We start from the raw sequence: 15,574 nt of genomic DNA, 5'->3' as shown, positions 1-15,574 counted from the left end.
CGGCTCCTTATTCGCTTACCGGCTGCGGATGTCTGGCCCAGCTTTGCAGGCTGGCGACCGAACGCTCCAGTAACGCGGCAAACTCTGCGCGCTGTGACAACGGCCCAAACAGGGTGGCATCGCCGGCATAGCGGGCCAGCGCATCCTTATGGCTGAACATCTCATGGCGTGCCGCTGCATCAAGAGCCCCGTCCTGATAGTCATAAGGCAGATCCTGTTGGTGCCAGCGTTGCAGGAACAGGAAGAACAGCGCCGGGAGCAGCGAGGTCGCACGCGGCGTGTCGCCCCGTTGGTAGGTTTCTATCAGGGTGGGGCTGATAAAACCGGGGATCTTGGAGAGACCATCGGCGGCCACGCGCTGGTTAGTGTCGCGAATATACGGATTCGCAAAGCGTGCCAGCACCACGTCGCGATAGTTCTCAAGGTCTAACGGGCTTGGCAGCAACGACGGGATCACGTCCTGAGTGACATACTCCCAGGCCATCTCTTTAATTTCCCGGGTCTGAGTACTCTGGTGAATAAAGTCCTGCCCGACCAGCGTCCCAGCCCAGGCAATGCAGCTGTGGCTGGCGTTCAGGATGCGGATTTTGGCTTCTTCCCATGGCAGCACGGAGTCGACCATCTCCACATCGACCTTTTCCAGCGCGGGTCGTCCGGCGGCAAAGTCATCCTCAATCACCCACTGGATAAAGGCTTCCGCCATGACCGGCGCTTTATCGGCAAAACCGGTGGCGTCCAGCACGCGCGGCGCGATATCGGCGGTCGGACGCGGCGTAATACGGTCGACCATGGTATTGGGTGAGGTGGTATTTTCCGTAACCCAGTCGAGTAAAGCCGGTTCGTTGCGCAGCTTAAGGAAGGTGAGGAAACCCTGGCGGAAACGTGCGCCGTTATGCCGCAGGTTGTCGCAGTTAAGCAGCGTCAGCGGATTGCCGTGCGCGGCCATGCGGGCCAGCAGCACGAGGGTCAGGGCGCCATAAATCGTCCGCGCCTCTCCCCGCAGATCGGCTTTGATATCCGCATGCTCAGGGTCTAACTGGTGATCGTTATCCAGAAAATAACCGCTCTCGGTCACGGTAAAGGCAATCACTTTAGTACGCGGGTCAGCGCCTTGCTTAATCAGCCCTTTAAGCTCCGCATCCCACGGCACCAGGGTTTTAATTGAAGTGATTTTCTCGTACTGACGTTCCCCTTCCGGGGTAACGGTTTCCAGCGTGTACTCGCCATTTTGCGCGGCCAGCGTGTTAAACAGCGGTACCGCATCATCGCGAATATTGCTGAGCGCAATCTCCCAGCGGCAATCACCCTGAGCCATCAGGCGATGCAGATACCAGGCCTGATGGGCACGGTGAAAGGATCCTGCACCAATGTGCAGCCAAATCGACGGGGTAGCAGTGGTCATCATTCTCTCCTGATTTTGGGCTTTTGCTCATAATTGGGGCTTTTGCCTGATGCGTTATAGCCTGCGGATTCTGCGCTCGGCTGTCTGCGGGATAGATCACAAAATTTGCTTTTGCCCGATGGTCGGGCAATTATTCAGAGTAAGCTGGAAAAAAATCGCGGAGCAACGGAATGAGTAAGCACAATAAGAAACTCGATCAGGCTGCCAGAGCCGCCTGGATGTACTACGTCGCCGGGGAAACCCAGCACGACATTGCCGATAAGCTTGGCGTATCACGCCAGGTGGCCCAGCGGCTGGTGGCGCTGGCGGCAGAGGAGGGCCTGGTGAGCGTCAGCATTACCCATCCGGTGGCGGACTGCATGACGCTGGCCGAACAGGTAAAAACCCGCTTCAATCTGGAGATCTGCCAGGTGGTGCCGTCGGCTGGAGTGGATGGCAAAGGCTTGCAGCAGATGATCGCGGTTGCCGGCGCGGAAGTGATGGCACAAACGCTGAAGCTGGAAGACGCGCAGACCATTGCCGTCGGCTCTGGCCGAACCTTGCGGGCAACCATTGATGAACTGCCCGAGTTTGACCGGCCGCAGCACAGCTGCGTGTCGCTGATTGGCGCGATCGCCAGCGATGGTTCCTGTACCCGCTATGACGTACCGCTGTGGATGGCGGAGAAAACCCAGGGCCGCTATTTTATTCTGCCTGCGCCGCTGTATGCCGACAGCGTAGAAGACCGCGATCTGTGGTGTAACCACCGCATCTATCGCACCGTCACCGAAAAAGCGGCCAGTGCCGATATCATGTTCGTTGGCATCGGGCAGGTTGCCGCAGGCTGCCCGCTGAATGCCGATGGCTTTATCACCGACAGCCAGGTGAGCACGCTGGAATCGCTGAAGGTGGCGGCAGAAATGCTCGGGCACTTTATCGGTGAGGATGGCAAGCGGGTGCCCAGCGAGTTAGATCGGCGGCTGACCAGCGTGGAACTCACCGCGCAAACGCAACGTAAAGTGATCGCCTTTGCGGGCGGTGAGGACAAGCATAAAGCGATCGCCGCTGCATTACGGGGACGCTGGATGACCGGGTTGATCACCGATGAGGCCAGCGCCCGTTACGCGCTTTCTCGGGGCGATTAAGGGGAGTGCTTCCGGCGAGACTTTTGCTAAACTTGCAGGGTGGAGCCATTCTCCACCTCCGTTTTTTTGACCTCCGGGGGACCGCAAGATGAATCTTGACGAGCAGGATCTGTTTAAAGATGCGATGGCAATGGAAGACGTTAAGCCGCTAAAGGATTGCGCCAGTGTTCACTGGTTGAAATCCCCCTCAACCAAATTACCCCGCAACACCCTGGAAGACCTGCAGCTGGATAATCCCCTGACCAGTGGTTATCTCACCATTATCCCGCGCGAAACGCCGTTAGAATTCAAGGCCGAAGGTATTCAGCAGGGCGTTCTGGATAAGCTGCGCCACGGAAAATATCCCGCCAACGCCACGCTGAATCTGCTGCGGCAGCCGGTGGAAGCCTGCCGACAGACGCTTTATCGCTTTATGCTATTGGCTGAGCAGGAGAACTACCGCAATCTGTTGATTGTGCATGGCAAAGGGCGGGAAGATGATTCGCATGCCAACATCGTGCGCAGCTATCTGGATCGCTGGTTGCAGCAATTCGATCTGGTACAGGCATACTGCAGCGCGTTGCCGCAGCATGGCGGTAGCGGTGCCTGTTATGTCGGATTGAAGAAAACCGAGCAGGCCCGACTGGAAAACCGCGAACGCCACGCCAAACGCAGTCGTTGAGCCTTAAGCTGGCTACCCTGAATGGGATTTACGCACGGTAGCCAGCAGCACTTCTGCGCTGAGGCTTAACGCGGCGCCGGTACAGGTAATGATCCCCACCGATTCACCAGGCCCGTGCGACGCAATCGGCAACGCGGCCAGCGACTGATGCAGCAAATCCTCTTTGATCGCGCCCGACGGCACAAACCAGACGTAGTTGTAACGCAAGGCAAGCTGCCGGGCGAGGGACGTCGCCGACGTTTCCACCAGCGTGGACGGTAAGCGGCAGCCCTGTTCTTTGATCATCTCATCCGCCAGACGCCGGGGTGCCGTGCCTTCCGGCGAAATCACTACCGGCCATGACAAGGCTTTGGACAGCGTGACGTTGTCACTCAATAGCGGGTGATCGGGCCGAACCACCAGCCGTAAATTTTCCATAAACAGCAGTTCATAGGTCAGCCCGGTCATCATTTCCGGATCGGCCATGCGACCGATGCCGACATCAAATTCTCCGGCTCGTAAACCGGCAATCAGCACGTTATTGTGCAGGGTAGCCACCTGAACAATTGCCTGAGGTTGCAGCTGGTGGAAGCGATCCAGTATCGACGGCAGCATCCCAAGCGCCACGGTGGTTAACACGCCCACGCGCAGCACTGCCGGCTGATCAATCTCTGCCGGGCTAAAGGATTGTCCGGCGTGATTAAGCGCATCGAGGATCCTCACCGCATGGGTCAGGAACTGCTCGCCCATGGTGGTGAGCTGCGCGCCCAGCCGACCGCGATCGAACAAGCGTGCACCGGCCAGCTCCTCCAGCTCGTTAAGGGTTTTGGACAGCGCTGGCTGGCTCAGCGACAGCGTTTCGGCGGCACGACCGAGCGTCCCTTGCTGAGCAACGGCGACAAAAGTGTGCAGATGGCGCAAGCGAATGCGCTGATTAAACAGGTAATTTTTATCCATAACCCAGCGTAAGTAGCAGGCCAGCCAACTGGCAAGGCGCATAAGAGAGATTTGTTAACCTTATTGCAAAATTTAGTTAACATTTACGGCTTTTGCACAGTTTTCCATCACTTTTAACCGCGTTCACACCCGTCAACTATCAAAGCGCATTATCAAAACGACCTTTAATAACCGCTGTCATAAGGGTTGTTCCTTAATAAGACAGGTCAACAGGCAGACAATCCGTTATCATAGCCGACTCTGTTTTTCAGGAAACGTCGCCAGCCCCTGACTGCTGCTGGCCCATGGAGCGCTAACGTGGAGAGTACCGCTGCGATTGATGTGCGTGCCTTAATTAATCAAGGCAGCATCAGCCGTTACCAGCAAAGGATTATTGCCCTGTGCTTCGCCGTGGTGGCAATGGACGGCATGGACATTGCACTGATGGGATTCATTGCACCGGCGCTGAAAAGTGACTGGGGCGTCAGCACTCATCAGCTTGGTGCGGTGATCAGTGCCGCACTGATTGGCCTGGCGCTGGGGGCGATGCTGGCAGGACCGCTGGCCGACCGCTTTGGCCGTCGGGTGGTGATCATCAGCAGCGTGTTTTTCTTCGGCATATGGACGCTGATGACCGCGCTGTCGCACAACGTCGATCAAATGATGCTGTTCCGCTTCCTCACCGGACTGGGGATGGGCGCGGCAATGCCCAATGTCGGCACGCTGGTGGCGGAATACTCTCCTGAACGTAAACGCGCCTTCATTATCACCGTGGTGTTCTGCGGCTTCACCTTTGGTGCGGCGGGCGGCGGATTTGCCGCGTCGTGGTTGATCCCCACCTTCGGCTGGCATGCGGTGCTGGTGGTGGGCGGAATTTTACCGTTACTGATGGTGCCCATCCTGCTGAAGGGATTGCCGGAATCGGTGCGGTTTCTGATCGCCAGACAGGCGCCCGCTGAGCGCATCCGTCAGATTGTCGCGAAAATGGCACCGGACCAGGCGCTGAATGGGCGTCAGTTCGCCATGCCGGAAAAACCGCAGTGCCACGGCGCGGCGCGGCTGGTGTTAAGCCGTCCCTACCTGCTGGGCAGCACGCTGCTGTGGGGCGCCTATTTTATGGGGCTGTTCCTGGTGTATCTGATCGGCAGTTGGTTGCCTTCGCTGGTGAAAAACATGGGCATGACGGTCACGCAAGCGGCGCTGGTCACCGCGATGTATCAGGCGGGCGGCACGGTGGGTTCGCTGTTTGCGGGCTGGATGATGGACCGCTTTAATGCCAACCTGGCGCTGGCAGCGATCTATTTTACCGGTGCCATCGCCACGGTGGCGATTGGCTTTGCGCCAGCCCACACGCTGGTGCTCAGCCTGGTGGCCTTCTGCAGTGGTTTTTGCCTGAACGGCGCCAATACCGGAATGAACGCGCTGTCTGCCAGCTATTATCCGACTCACGCCCGCGCCACCGGCTCCAGCTGGATGCATGGCGTCGGGCGGATTGGCGCGATCCTCAGCGCGTTTGCCGGTGCGCAAATGCTGTCGATGGGCTGGAACATCACCGAGGTGTTTAGCAGCCTGGCGATCCCGGCGGTGCTGACCTCATTACTGCTGCTGGCCAAATACCGTTACGGCTACCGTCGCTAATCCGCAATCCCGGAGCCGATCACAAATTACCAATAATTTTTTCCGGCTCCTGCGCTTTCCAGTAATCTGACTGCATCACTGCAATAAGGGTCAGAAAATGGAAAGTAGATGGGTGTCTGCCGATAGCCTTCGCGCCGGGTTTGCCAGTGCGATGTCGGCGATGTATCAGCAGGAGGTGCCGCAATATGGCACGCTGCTGAAACTGGTCTCACAGGTTAATGCCGAGGTGCTGGCGCAGAATCCGGCCCTGAAACAGCAGCTTGAGCGGGACAATGAGCTGTCGCGGTTAAGCGTTGAACGCCACGGTGCTATCCGGGTGGGCACCGCGGCTGAACTGGCTATGTTGCGGCAGGTGTTTGCCATTATGGGCATGTATCCGGTCGGCTATTATGACCTTTCTCAGGCCGGGGTGCCGGTTCACTCCACGGCGTTTCGTCCGCTGGACGATGACGCGCTGAACGCCAATCCTTTCCGTCTGTTTACCTCGCTACTCCGCTTAGAGCTGATCGACGATCCTTCCCTGCAGCAGCAGGCGGCAGAAATTCTGGCCGCGCGCGATATCTTCACGCCGCGCTGCCGTGAACTGGTCAGCCTGCATCAGCAGCAGGGCGGATTGACCGCGCAGCAGGCGGAAGAGTTTATTCCGGAAGTGCTGGAAACTTTCCGCTGGCATCAGCAAACCACCGTCGATCGGCGTACCTATCAGGCCTTGCTCGACCAGCATCGGCTGATTGCCGATGTGGTCTGTTTCCCCGGCTGCCATATCAACCACCTGACGCCGCGCACGCTGGACATCGATCGCGTGCAGGCGCTGATGCCAGACGCGGGCATCACGCCGAAAGCGATCATCGAAGGGCCGCCGCGTCGTGAGGTGCCGATCCTGCTGCGGCAGACCAGCTTTAAAGCGCTGGATGAGGCGGTGCGTTTTCGCGACGCGCAGCAGGGCACGCACACCGCCAGGTTTGGCGAGATCGAACAGCGTGGCATTGCGCTCACTGCCAAAGGCCGCGAGCTGTACGATCGCCTGCTGCAGGAGAGTGAAACGGGCACTGACAACCGCGTACACCAGCAGAAGTTGGGCGACATTTTCCAGGCCTTCCCGGATGATGCCAGAACCTTACGCGTGCAACAGTTAGCCTGGTTTACCTTCCGCCTGAGCGAAAAGGGCCGCGCCCATCCTGAGCAGATTGCCGCGCAGCAAAATATAGAGACCTTACTGGACGCGGGTCTGATTAGCGCCACGCCAATGATTTATGAGGATTTCCTGCCGGTCAGTGCCGCCGGGATTTTCCAGTCCAATTTAGGCAGCGAAACTAAAGCACGCAGTCAGGGCCACAGCAGCAAAGCGGAGTTTGAAAAAGCCTTAGGCGCGGCGGTGCAGGATGAAATTGCACTCTATGCCCAGCGGCAAAAAGCCAGTCTGGCGAGATGTGGTGTGACGCAGATGAGCTAAAAAATCGGGGGCATGAGCGTATGCCCCGGTTTTTTTTACTGTAAACGTGGATTTTTTATTAGCGCATATTTACCCGCGCCGAGGAACATAATCGCCAGCGCACCAAACAGGTAAAGCGCTTCGCCTTCCAGCGCCCAGGCCCCTACGTTGGTACGGTCCCAAATTGCGCCGGTTTTGACCAGCAGCGTGGCCACCACCAGATTCACCGCAATCACAAATGCGGCCGGACGGGTCATCAGACCGATAATAATCATAATCGGGGCAACAATTTCCCCAATATACGCGCCATACGCCACGAAGCCGGGTATGCCATGCGGTTTCAACATATTGGCAATCCAGCCGACGCCATGGATTACCTTAAATTCGCCATGAAACAGCAGCAAAATGCCAAAGGTCAGGCGCAGCACCAGCTTGCCGAAATCAGGACGATCGGTCAGGCGGGAAAATCCATTATTCAGGGCCGAAAACATGGTCAAATCCTTTCAGATAAGGGGAGGGGAAAACATAATCAAAAATGGCCTGCGATGAAACTCAAATCCTCTGAATCTCTCTTTCAATCCTTTTGCTGCCCTATCAGCATAATCTGCAAATGGCCGCAAAGATTGGACTTTCGTCTCACGGCTGCAAATAATGATTAGCAGGCTATTTCAGGATGAGATGATGAGACACGATCGTTTGTTAAGGACCAGTACCGCGGAAGGACGGCTTCGCGGAAGTCTCGAGGAGGGCATTTTTGTCTTCAGGGGCGTTCCCTATGCGTCACCCCCCGTGGGTGCGTTACGCTGGCAGCCGCCTAAACCCGTTAAACCGTGGCAAGGTGAGCGAGATGCCACCGCCTGGGGAAATGCCAGCTGGCAGAACCGGGAATATTGTCTGGCGGTAGGCGGAGGCGATCCGGGTAACTTTAGCGAAGACTGTCTGTATCTCAATGTCTGGACTCCCGATCTGGAACCGGCTCGTCCACTGCCGGTGATGGTGTGGATCCATGGCGGCGGTTATGTCATGGGCGCGGGCGGTCTGGCGCCTTATAACGGATTGCCATTGGCTTCGCGGGGGGTGGTGATCGTCACCATCAACTACCGACTGGGCCATATGGGCTTTTTTGCCCATCCGGCGTTAGACAAAGAGTATCCGGCGGGTGAGGTGGTAAATAACTTTGCCTTGCTCGATCAGATTGCCGCGCTGCAATGGGTACAGCGCAATATCGCCAGCTTTGGTGGTGACAGCAGCAACGTCACCCTTTTTGGCGAATCCTCCGGGGCGCGAAGCGTCCTGTCCCTGTTTGCTTCGCCGTTGGCCGCCGGGCTTTTCCACAAAGGCATTGCCCAAAGCGCCTATACGCTGCCGGATGTTCCCCGGCAAAAAGCCCTTAACACCGGTGTCAGGCTGGCCAGCCATTTCGGGCTGGAACAGGCATCGGCCGAACAGCTGAGGGAATTGCCTGCTGACGCTTTCTGGCAACTGGACAGCTCGCTGGCTAACGGGCCGGTGGCCATCGCCGGCGACTGCGTGTTACCGGAACCGATGCTCAGCGTCTTTACCGCCGCGAAACAGCTAAAACTGCCGCTGATGATCGGCAGTAACAGTGATGAAGCCAGCGTACTTAGCTACTTTGGCGTTGACCCGGCAAAAGTGATTGCCGGAGTACGCCAGACGCAGCGAATCGGGCTGCGGCTGAAAATGATCCGCATGATGTACGATGGCGTGTATGACGACAGTGAGCTGGGCCGACAGGTGGCCCGCGATATGACCTTTACCACCATGGGCTATATTGCGGCGCTGGCGCAGCACCGCAACGGCATGCCGGCGTGGCGTTACTATTTCGATTACGTCTCTGAAAACGCGCGCGATCTGTATGTGAACGGCACCTGGCATGGTAACGAAATCCCCTACACGCTGGATACGCTGGATGCCTTCGGTGACGAGCCAGGCGATCGACCGTTTACCGACAACGATCGGGCATTCGCCAAAAAGGTCAGCGACTACTGGCTGAGTTTTGCCCGAGATGCCAGCGCCTTCTCGCATCAAATCGAGGGCGAGATCAACTGGCCTGCCTGGCGCCCGTGGGAAGACAAGGTGATGCGCTTTGGCGTCAAGGGGCAGGCGGTGCTGAAGCTGGAAAAGCGCTTTATGCGCCGACGGACTCAGTTGTTCCGTCTGTTGATGAAAGGGATGGTGCGGCTAAACGACTAGTTGCGTAACATAATTATTTCCCCGCTAAATCGAATGCTCAGGCGATTTATGCCTTAAATGACTTTGGCAGCAAGGACTTAACTGAAATGGTGGTCAGTCTAAGTTTTTGAATCGCCAGCGGATATCCCCTCAGTTTTTCTCACTCCGTGCCGATAACAGCGGATAAGCGCCCGATCTTCAGGCGATGTAACCCGCACTAATACCGTTACGGAGTAGTTATGAACATGTTAAAAAACTTTACCATCCGCAGCGTGATGCTCTGGATCCTCGGGCTGTTCTGCCTGATGTGGTCAGCCGTCGGCATGTACAGCGTCTATTCCCTCAATGCGCTGGGCCACGGTAATGAGGTCGATCGTGAACTGGTCAATCAGATGGCCACCCTGAGCAAAGGCAACGATCAGTATTTCCGCTTTATCACCCGCCTGACGCGCGCCGTGGAGTCCCGCCAGTCTGGCAGCGCCTCTGCTGCGGCGGATATGGCGTCGGTGCAAAAGGCGCTCGATAACATGTCTGCGTTGCTGGCCGATTTTAAAGCCCAGTCACCGGGCCCGATGGATGCCAGCTATTCCGCTGCGGTGATCGGCAGCTGGCAAAAGCTGCTGGATAACGGCGTGCTGCCACAGATGCAGCTGGCGCAGCAGGGCAATATGGATGCGTTTCGTCGCCAGGCGACCGGCGTCACGCCTGCCCTGAGCCGCGAGTTCGGTGCCACCGTAGACAAATTTAATCTGGCGGCGGGTCAGAAGCTGGATACCACCCGCGTTACCGTTGACCACCTGACCGATGTCACCAAAATTGTCATTGTGCTATCGGTGATCGTCGGCCTGATTATCTTGCTGTTTACTGACCGCTTCCTGGTCAAAATGCTGGTGCGTCCGCTCGACGGTATGCGTGAACATTTCCGCCTGATTGCCGATGGCGATCTGAGCCATCCGCTGGAAGATATCGGTCGTAACTGCGTCGGAAAACTGGTGCCTCTGCTGCGTGCCATGCAGGATAGCCTGCGTGAAGCGGTGAGCGCCATCCGCAGCGGTACGGACAATATCTATCGCGGCGCGGCTGAAATCTCTTCCGGCAATAACGATCTCTCTTCACGCACTGAAGAGCAGGCTGCGGCGCTGGAACAAACGGCGGCGAGTATGGAACAGCTGACGGCCACGGTGAAATTTAACGCCGACAACGCCCGTCAAGCCAGCGACCTGGCGCAGAATGCCTCGGTCACCGCCAGCAAAGGCGGCAAACTGGTGAATGATGTGGTCACCACCATGCAGGGCATCGCGGGCAGTTCGAAGAAAATTGCCGAGATCACCAGCGTGATCAACAGCATCGCCTTCCAGACCAATATTCTTGCGCTGAACGCGGCAGTTGAAGCCGCGCGGGCCGGTGAGCAGGGCCGTGGCTTTGCGGTCGTCGCCAGCGAAGTGCGTAACCTGGCGCAGCGCAGCGCCGGTGCAGCGAAAGAGATTGAAATGCTGATTGCTGATTCGGTTTCCCGCGTGGAAAAAGGATCGCTGTTGGTCGGTGAAGCCGGCAGCACCATGGACGCGATCCTCAGCGGCGTGGTGGAAGTGACCGAAATCATGAAGCAGATTGCCTCGGCTTCTGAAGAACAGAGCAAAGGGATTTCGCAGGTCGGTACGGCAATCACCGAAATGGACAGCGTGACCCAGCAGAACGCCTCGCTGGTGGAGCAGGTGTCGGCGGCGGCCAGCCAGCTGGAACGCCAGACGGAAGAGCTGACCCTGTCTGTATCGAAATTCCGCCTGTCGCCAGTGTCTGCAGCAGCGCCCGCACCGGCTGCCTATGTTAAGCCCGCCGGCGGTATGACGCGCGCGCTGACGGCAAAACCGGCGGCTGCTTCGGCAGATGAGTGGGTATCGTTCTAAGGGTTTAGCCCGCGGACATCACCGCTGGCATAACCACGCCACCAATGCAGCCAGCTGCGGTGGCGCTTCTTCCGGTGGGCGTTGGATCAGACTGTAGACCGCGCCCGTTTTCACCGTCTCACTGAACGGGGCGATCAGCCTCTTCATCGTCAGATCCGCTGCGATCAGAGTCACATCGGCCACCGTCACGCCAAATCCCTGAATCGCCGCGCTGATCGCCAAATCCATGGTATCGAAATGCTGGTTGCGCTTTAGCAACACTGCTGACGGCTGCTGGCTTAACCACAGCTGCCAGTCGCGCCCGTCGGCCGTGGGATGCAAAAAGGTTAACCCTGAGAGATCGCTGACTACCATTGGTTTTTCAGGCTGCAGGCTGGCGGCGATAACCGGCGTCAGCTCCTCATCAAACAACCGGCAACTGCCGGCCGGCTGGCTGCCGTACAGGATCGCCACATCATGATTATCCAACTGGGTGCTGTGGTCGACGGTGCTGGTCAGCGAGACGTGAAGATCGGGTTGCGCCTGCTCCAGCGCCACCAGTTTAGGCACCAGCCAGCGCATGGCACAGGTCGGTGCCTTCAGTCGGATCACGCCATGGGTTTTGCTGGCCTGTTCGGCCGCCTGCATCATCTGTTCGAAGTGGGTTTTCATTGCGGGAAGCAGGCTGGCGCCCTGGGGGGTAAGGGTCAGGCCACGGGCGTGGCGATCAAACAGGGCAAACCCCAGCCAGTTCTCAAGCGAAGCAATTTTGCGGCTAACGGCGCCCTGGGTGATGCACAGTTCTCCGGCAGCGCGGGTCAGATTCAGGTGCCTGGCGGTAACAATGAAGGCATGAATTGCATTGAGCGGGAGCGTGCGCCGTGACATCGTTTGCCTCTGAGCTATGTTTAAAAGTCATAGCTATTATGACAACAATTCGCTTGTCGGCTCAAGTGTGCTCACGTTGAATAGAGACATTGCGCATTCCACCTCCAACGGAGACAGCATGACCATCAAATCCTCTGTACAACAGCGTTCAAAATTACCCGATGTTGGCACCACCATTTTCGCCGTGATCGGCCAACTTTCTGCGCAGCACAACGCCATTAACCTGTCCCAGGGCGCACCCAACTTCCCGTGCGACGAGGCCTTGATCAACGGCGTCACCCAAGCTATGGAGCAGGGGCATAATCAATATGCGCCGATGACCGGGCTGGGAGCGCTGAAAGAGGTGTTAGCCAGCAAGGTGCAGACGCTGTATGGCCAGCAGTATGACGCGGCCAGCGAAGTGCTGATCACCGGCAGCGCCAGCCAGGGGATTTATGCGGCCATTGGCGGGCTGGTTCACAGCGGCGACGAAGTGATCTTCTTCGAACCGGCGTTTGACAGCTATGCGCCGGTGGTTCGCTTGCAGGGCGGCGTGCCGGTCGGACTCAAGCTGCAGGTGCCGGATTTCGCCATCAACTGGGATGAAGTGCGCGCCTCAATTACGCCGCGCACGCGGATGATTATCATCAATACCCCGCACAACCCGAGTGCTCAGGTGCTGTCGCGGGCCGATCTTGATCAGCTGGCGGCCATCACCCGCAACACCAATATCGTGGTGCTGTCCGATGAAGTCTATGAACATATCCTGTTTGATGGTCGTCAACATCAGGGCATGGCAACACATCCGGAGCTGGCTCAACGCAGCGTGATCGTTTCATCGTTTGGCAAAACCTTCCACGTCACCGGCTGGCGTGTTGGCTATTGTCTGGCCCCGGCCGAGCTGATGGAAGAGATGGTCAAGGTTCACCAGTTTATGATGTATTCCGCCGACACCCCGATGCAGGTTGCCTTTGCGGATTACCTGCGCGAACCGGCTAACTATCTCGGACTGGGCGAATTTTATCAGCGTAAGCGCGACATGCTGGCGGAACTGATGCAAGCGTCGCCGTTTACGCTGCTGCCGTCAGCCGGTTCGTTCTTTATGTTGGCCAGCTATGCAGATTTCAGTGACGAATCTGACAGCGAAATGGTAAAACGTTTGATTGTTGATCACGGTGTAGCAACTATCCCACTTTCGGCGTTCTACACGGATGGTACTGACAATAAATTGATCCGTCTCTCTTTCGCAAAAGACGAAGCCACACTGAAGGCGGGCGCTCGGGCGCTGTGCCAGGTGAAGCCTCGCTAATAAACCTCCTGAGGGGAAGTTGATGAAGAAACTGAATGCACTGTTTGTGGCTGTAGGCCTGCTGTCTTCCATGTCTGCACTGGCGCAGGAAACGCTGCGTTACGGTCTGGAATCGCAGTATCCGCCATTCGAAAGCCGCAACGCCTCCGGTGAGCTGGAAGGGTTTGATATTGAGCTGGGAAAAGCGATTTGCCAGGCAGGCAATTTTAAATGTAGCTGGGTAGAAAGCAGCTTTGATGCACTGATCCCGGCACTGGCGGCGAAGAAATTTGATGCCATTAACTCGGCGATGAACATCACCGAAGCGCGCATGAAAAGCATTGGCTTCACCAAACCGATTTACCGTATTCCAAGCCAGCTGATCGGCAAAAGCGGCTCAGGCCTGCAACCGACCGTTGAATCTTTAAAAGGCAAAAACATCGGCGTGTTACAGGGTTCAGTGCAGGAAACCTTCGCCAAGAAGCATTGGGAACCGCAGGGCGTGACGGTCACCTCTTATCAGGATCAGAATCAGGTTTACAACGACATGGTTGCTGGCCGTCTTGATGGCACGCTGGTGATGTCCGCAGCGGGTCAGTCTGGCTTCCTGGAAAAACCGCAGGGTAAAGGCTTTGCCTTTGCGGGTGGCGCGGTAGAAGACACGCAGATCCTCGGCGTGGGTATCGGTTTTGGTCTGCGTAAAGACGATGCTAAACGTAAGCAGGAGCTGGATGCGGCCATCACCAAAGTTCAGGCTGACGGCACCGTGACCAAACTTGCGGCGAAGTTCTTCCCAGGCATTGATGTTGCGGTTAAAGAATAACGCGCGGGCGTGAAGTCACGCTGAGCTGCAGAGTGAGAAGGGGCGAAGAAATTCGCCCCTTTTTTGGTTTATTTCGCCGCCAGCAGGCAGAGCTGCTCTGCCACCAGGTAGGACTTCACAAACGAGGGCACCGGCAGGAACTCAAACTTCGAATGAAAGTTATGCGCACCGGTAAAGAAGTTTGGCGTCAGCAGCCCTTTGGCAGAAAGCGCCGCGCCATCAGTGCCGCCGCGCATTGGCGTAACCTTCGGGGTGATGTCCAGTGCTTCCAGGGCGGCGAAGATCAAATCAATGGCGCGACGATCTTCTCCAATCGCATTGCTGATATTGCTGTAGGTATCGGTAATGGTAAATTCAACGCTACCGGTCGGGTACTGCTGGCGGATTTTCTCGGCCACATCGGCAATTTTTTGTTTGCGCTGCTCAAAGGAGGCCAGGTCAAAGTCACGAATTGAGGCCTTCAGCCGCGCCTCGTTGGCGTTGGCGGTCATATCGTTAAACCAGACATAGCCTTCGCGGCCTTCGGTATGTTCAGGGGTTTCGAAACGGTCGAACTCACCGACAAAATCCATCGCCATCAGCAGCGGATTGACCAGCACGCCTTTGCCGGACATTGGGTGCGCGGTCACGCCGGTCAGCCGGATGTCAGCCGCCGCCGCGTTAAAGTTTTCATATACCACTTCACCCAGCTCACAGCAGTCGATGGTGTAAGCAAAATCGACATCGAAGCGCGACTTCAGATCGAGGGCTTTCGCGCCACGCAGGCCGATCTCTTCATCAGGCACAAATGCCACCACGATATCGCAGTGCGGCGTGTTGTGAGTCAGATTCTCCATCAGCGTCATCACCACGGTGACCGCCGCTTTATTATCCGCACCCAGCACGCTGGTGCCGTCACTGAAGATCACGTCCTGGCCATGATAGGCATTGATTTCCGGGTGTTCCGCAGTGCGTAACCAGATATCTTCCTGCTGATTCAGACACAGGTCTTGCCCTTCAAAGCGCAACGTCTGCGGATGGATATGCGGAGACAGGCCAACGTCGACGGTATCAATATGGGTGATAAAGCCGATGCGGGGCGCAGCAGGGCGGTTACCCGGTTTAACGGCGGTGACCGTGGCGAATTCATCAATCACCACATCCTGCAATCCCAGCTCACGCAGTTCTTCGGCCAGCATTTTCGCCATATTGTGTTGTTCAGGCGTGCTGGGCAGAACCTTAGCCGAGGCATCACTCTGGCTGGTGACGGCAAGGTAACGGTAAAAACGGGTGCTGAGCTGGCTGGCCAGTTGCTGATTCATCCTGTCTTCCTGTGTCTGTGTAGGGGTAATGCGGATTTGTTATA

General features: G+C 57.1%; 13 protein-coding genes. 8 read left to right on the top strand and 5 right to left on the bottom strand.

The genetic code is table 11. From position 1 onward, the window contains the following. Positions 1–7: 7 nt before the first annotated feature. Positions 8–1,402, bottom strand: a complete 1,395-nt coding sequence (dalD, locus tag AC1UKS_RS11910; protein WP_482436961.1) for a D-arabinitol 4-dehydrogenase — start codon at positions 1,400–1,402, stop codon at positions 8–10. Positions 1,403–1,572: 170 nt separating this feature from the next. On the opposite strand from dalD, the gene AC1UKS_RS11905 reads away from it, so the two are divergent. Together AC1UKS_RS11905 and smrA are read left to right on the top strand one after the other, a co-directional pair. After that, positions 1,573–2,526, top strand: a complete 954-nt coding sequence (locus AC1UKS_RS11905) for a sugar-binding transcriptional regulator (RefSeq protein WP_482433744.1) — start codon at positions 1,573–1,575, stop codon at positions 2,524–2,526. 88 nt (positions 2,527–2,614) lie between these two features. After that, the gene (gene smrA / locus AC1UKS_RS11900; protein WP_482433742.1) at positions 2,615–3,187 is read left to right on the top strand and encodes a DNA endonuclease SmrA; all 573 of its coding nucleotides are present in this window, start codon (positions 2,615–2,617) and stop codon (positions 3,185–3,187) included. 12 nt (positions 3,188–3,199) lie between these two features. Here the strand turns inward: smrA and AC1UKS_RS11895 are convergent, their stop codons facing one another. After that, complete coding sequence (locus AC1UKS_RS11895; protein ID WP_482436959.1) at positions 3,200–4,123, bottom strand: LysR substrate-binding domain-containing protein; 924 nt, start codon at positions 4,121–4,123, stop codon at positions 3,200–3,202. Positions 4,124–4,420: 297 nt separating this feature from the next. Between AC1UKS_RS11895 and AC1UKS_RS11890 the strand changes: the two genes are divergently transcribed. Next, positions 4,421–5,740 (top strand): MFS transporter, encoded by a 1,320-nt coding sequence (locus AC1UKS_RS11890; protein WP_482433740.1) that lies wholly within the window; start codon positions 4,421–4,423, stop codon positions 5,738–5,740. Between the two features lie 97 nt (positions 5,741–5,837). After that, positions 5,838–7,193 (top strand): 2-oxoadipate dioxygenase/decarboxylase HglS, encoded by a 1,356-nt coding sequence (gene hglS / locus AC1UKS_RS11885; RefSeq protein ID WP_265910363.1) that lies wholly within the window; start codon positions 5,838–5,840, stop codon positions 7,191–7,193. A 35-nt stretch (positions 7,194–7,228) separates the two neighbouring features. On the opposite strand, the gene AC1UKS_RS11880 is transcribed toward hglS, so the two are convergent. Next, positions 7,229–7,663 carry a DoxX family protein gene (locus AC1UKS_RS11880; protein WP_105759087.1) on the bottom strand — a complete coding sequence of 145 codons (435 nt, stop codon included), beginning with the start codon at positions 7,661–7,663 and terminating at the stop codon, positions 7,229–7,231. 190 nt (positions 7,664–7,853) lie between these two features. Here AC1UKS_RS11880 and AC1UKS_RS11875 point away from each other — a divergent pair, with 190 nt between their 5' ends. Continuing rightward, complete coding sequence (locus AC1UKS_RS11875; RefSeq protein WP_482436957.1) at positions 7,854–9,386, top strand: carboxylesterase/lipase family protein; 1,533 nt, start codon at positions 7,854–7,856, stop codon at positions 9,384–9,386. A 218-nt stretch (positions 9,387–9,604) separates the two neighbouring features. After that, on the top strand, positions 9,605–11,272 hold the full coding sequence (locus AC1UKS_RS11870) for a methyl-accepting chemotaxis protein (protein ID WP_482433738.1): 1,668 nt from the start codon (positions 9,605–9,607) through the stop codon (positions 11,270–11,272). Between the two features lie 18 nt (positions 11,273–11,290). Here the strand turns inward: AC1UKS_RS11870 and AC1UKS_RS11865 are convergent, their stop codons facing one another. Further along, a complete protein-coding gene (locus tag AC1UKS_RS11865) occupies positions 11,291–12,139 on the bottom strand; it encodes a LysR substrate-binding domain-containing protein (RefSeq protein ID WP_482433736.1) in 849 nt (282 codons plus the stop codon). Between the two features lie 118 nt (positions 12,140–12,257). Here AC1UKS_RS11865 and AC1UKS_RS11860 point away from each other — a divergent pair, with 118 nt between their 5' ends. Both AC1UKS_RS11860 and AC1UKS_RS11855 read left to right on the top strand, forming a co-directional pair. Continuing rightward, on the top strand, positions 12,258–13,427 hold the full coding sequence (locus AC1UKS_RS11860) for a methionine aminotransferase (RefSeq protein WP_482433735.1): 1,170 nt from the start codon (positions 12,258–12,260) through the stop codon (positions 13,425–13,427). Positions 13,428–13,449: 22 nt separating this feature from the next. Then, the gene (locus tag AC1UKS_RS11855; RefSeq protein ID WP_265910369.1) at positions 13,450–14,229 is read left to right on the top strand and encodes a transporter substrate-binding domain-containing protein; all 780 of its coding nucleotides are present in this window, start codon (positions 13,450–13,452) and stop codon (positions 14,227–14,229) included. Between the two features lie 68 nt (positions 14,230–14,297). Here AC1UKS_RS11855 and pepT read toward each other — a convergent pair whose 3' ends face one another. Next, on the bottom strand, positions 14,298–15,530 hold the full coding sequence (pepT, locus tag AC1UKS_RS11850) for a peptidase T (RefSeq protein ID WP_482433734.1): 1,233 nt from the start codon (positions 15,528–15,530) through the stop codon (positions 14,298–14,300). Between the last annotated feature and the right edge of the window lie 44 nt (positions 15,531–15,574).

Source organism: Erwinia sp. AK-PDG3-5 (assembly GCF_056821705.1).
This window is presented reverse-complemented; position numbering and strand designations above follow the sequence as displayed.

Bases quoted from the DNA above. Each gene is read 5' to 3' on its own strand.
- AC1UKS_RS11895 (WP_482436959.1), bottom strand. From the start codon at position 4,123: ATGGATAAAAATTACCTGTTTAATCAGCGCATTCGCTTGCGCCATCTG.
- AC1UKS_RS11875 (WP_482436957.1), top strand. From the start codon at position 7,854: ATGAGACACGATCGTTTGTTAAGGACCAGTACCGCGGAAGGACGGCTT.
- AC1UKS_RS11860 (WP_482433735.1), top strand. From the start codon at position 12,258: ATGACCATCAAATCCTCTGTACAACAGCGTTCAAAATTACCCGATGTT.
- dalD (WP_482436961.1), bottom strand. From the start codon at position 1,402: ATGACCACTGCTACCCCGTCGATTTGGCTGCACATTGGTGCAGGATCC.
- AC1UKS_RS11855 (WP_265910369.1), top strand. From the start codon at position 13,450: ATGAAGAAACTGAATGCACTGTTTGTGGCTGTAGGCCTGCTGTCTTCC.
- AC1UKS_RS11905 (WP_482433744.1), top strand. From the start codon at position 1,573: ATGAGTAAGCACAATAAGAAACTCGATCAGGCTGCCAGAGCCGCCTGG.
- AC1UKS_RS11870 (WP_482433738.1), top strand. From the start codon at position 9,605: ATGAACATGTTAAAAAACTTTACCATCCGCAGCGTGATGCTCTGGATC.
- AC1UKS_RS11880 (WP_105759087.1), bottom strand. From the start codon at position 7,663: ATGTTTTCGGCCCTGAATAATGGATTTTCCCGCCTGACCGATCGTCCT.
- pepT (WP_482433734.1), bottom strand. From the start codon at position 15,530: ATGAATCAGCAACTGGCCAGCCAGCTCAGCACCCGTTTTTACCGTTAC.
- hglS (WP_265910363.1), top strand. From the start codon at position 5,838: ATGGAAAGTAGATGGGTGTCTGCCGATAGCCTTCGCGCCGGGTTTGCC.
- smrA (WP_482433742.1), top strand. From the start codon at position 2,615: ATGAATCTTGACGAGCAGGATCTGTTTAAAGATGCGATGGCAATGGAA.
- AC1UKS_RS11865 (WP_482433736.1), bottom strand. From the start codon at position 12,139: ATGTCACGGCGCACGCTCCCGCTCAATGCAATTCATGCCTTCATTGTT.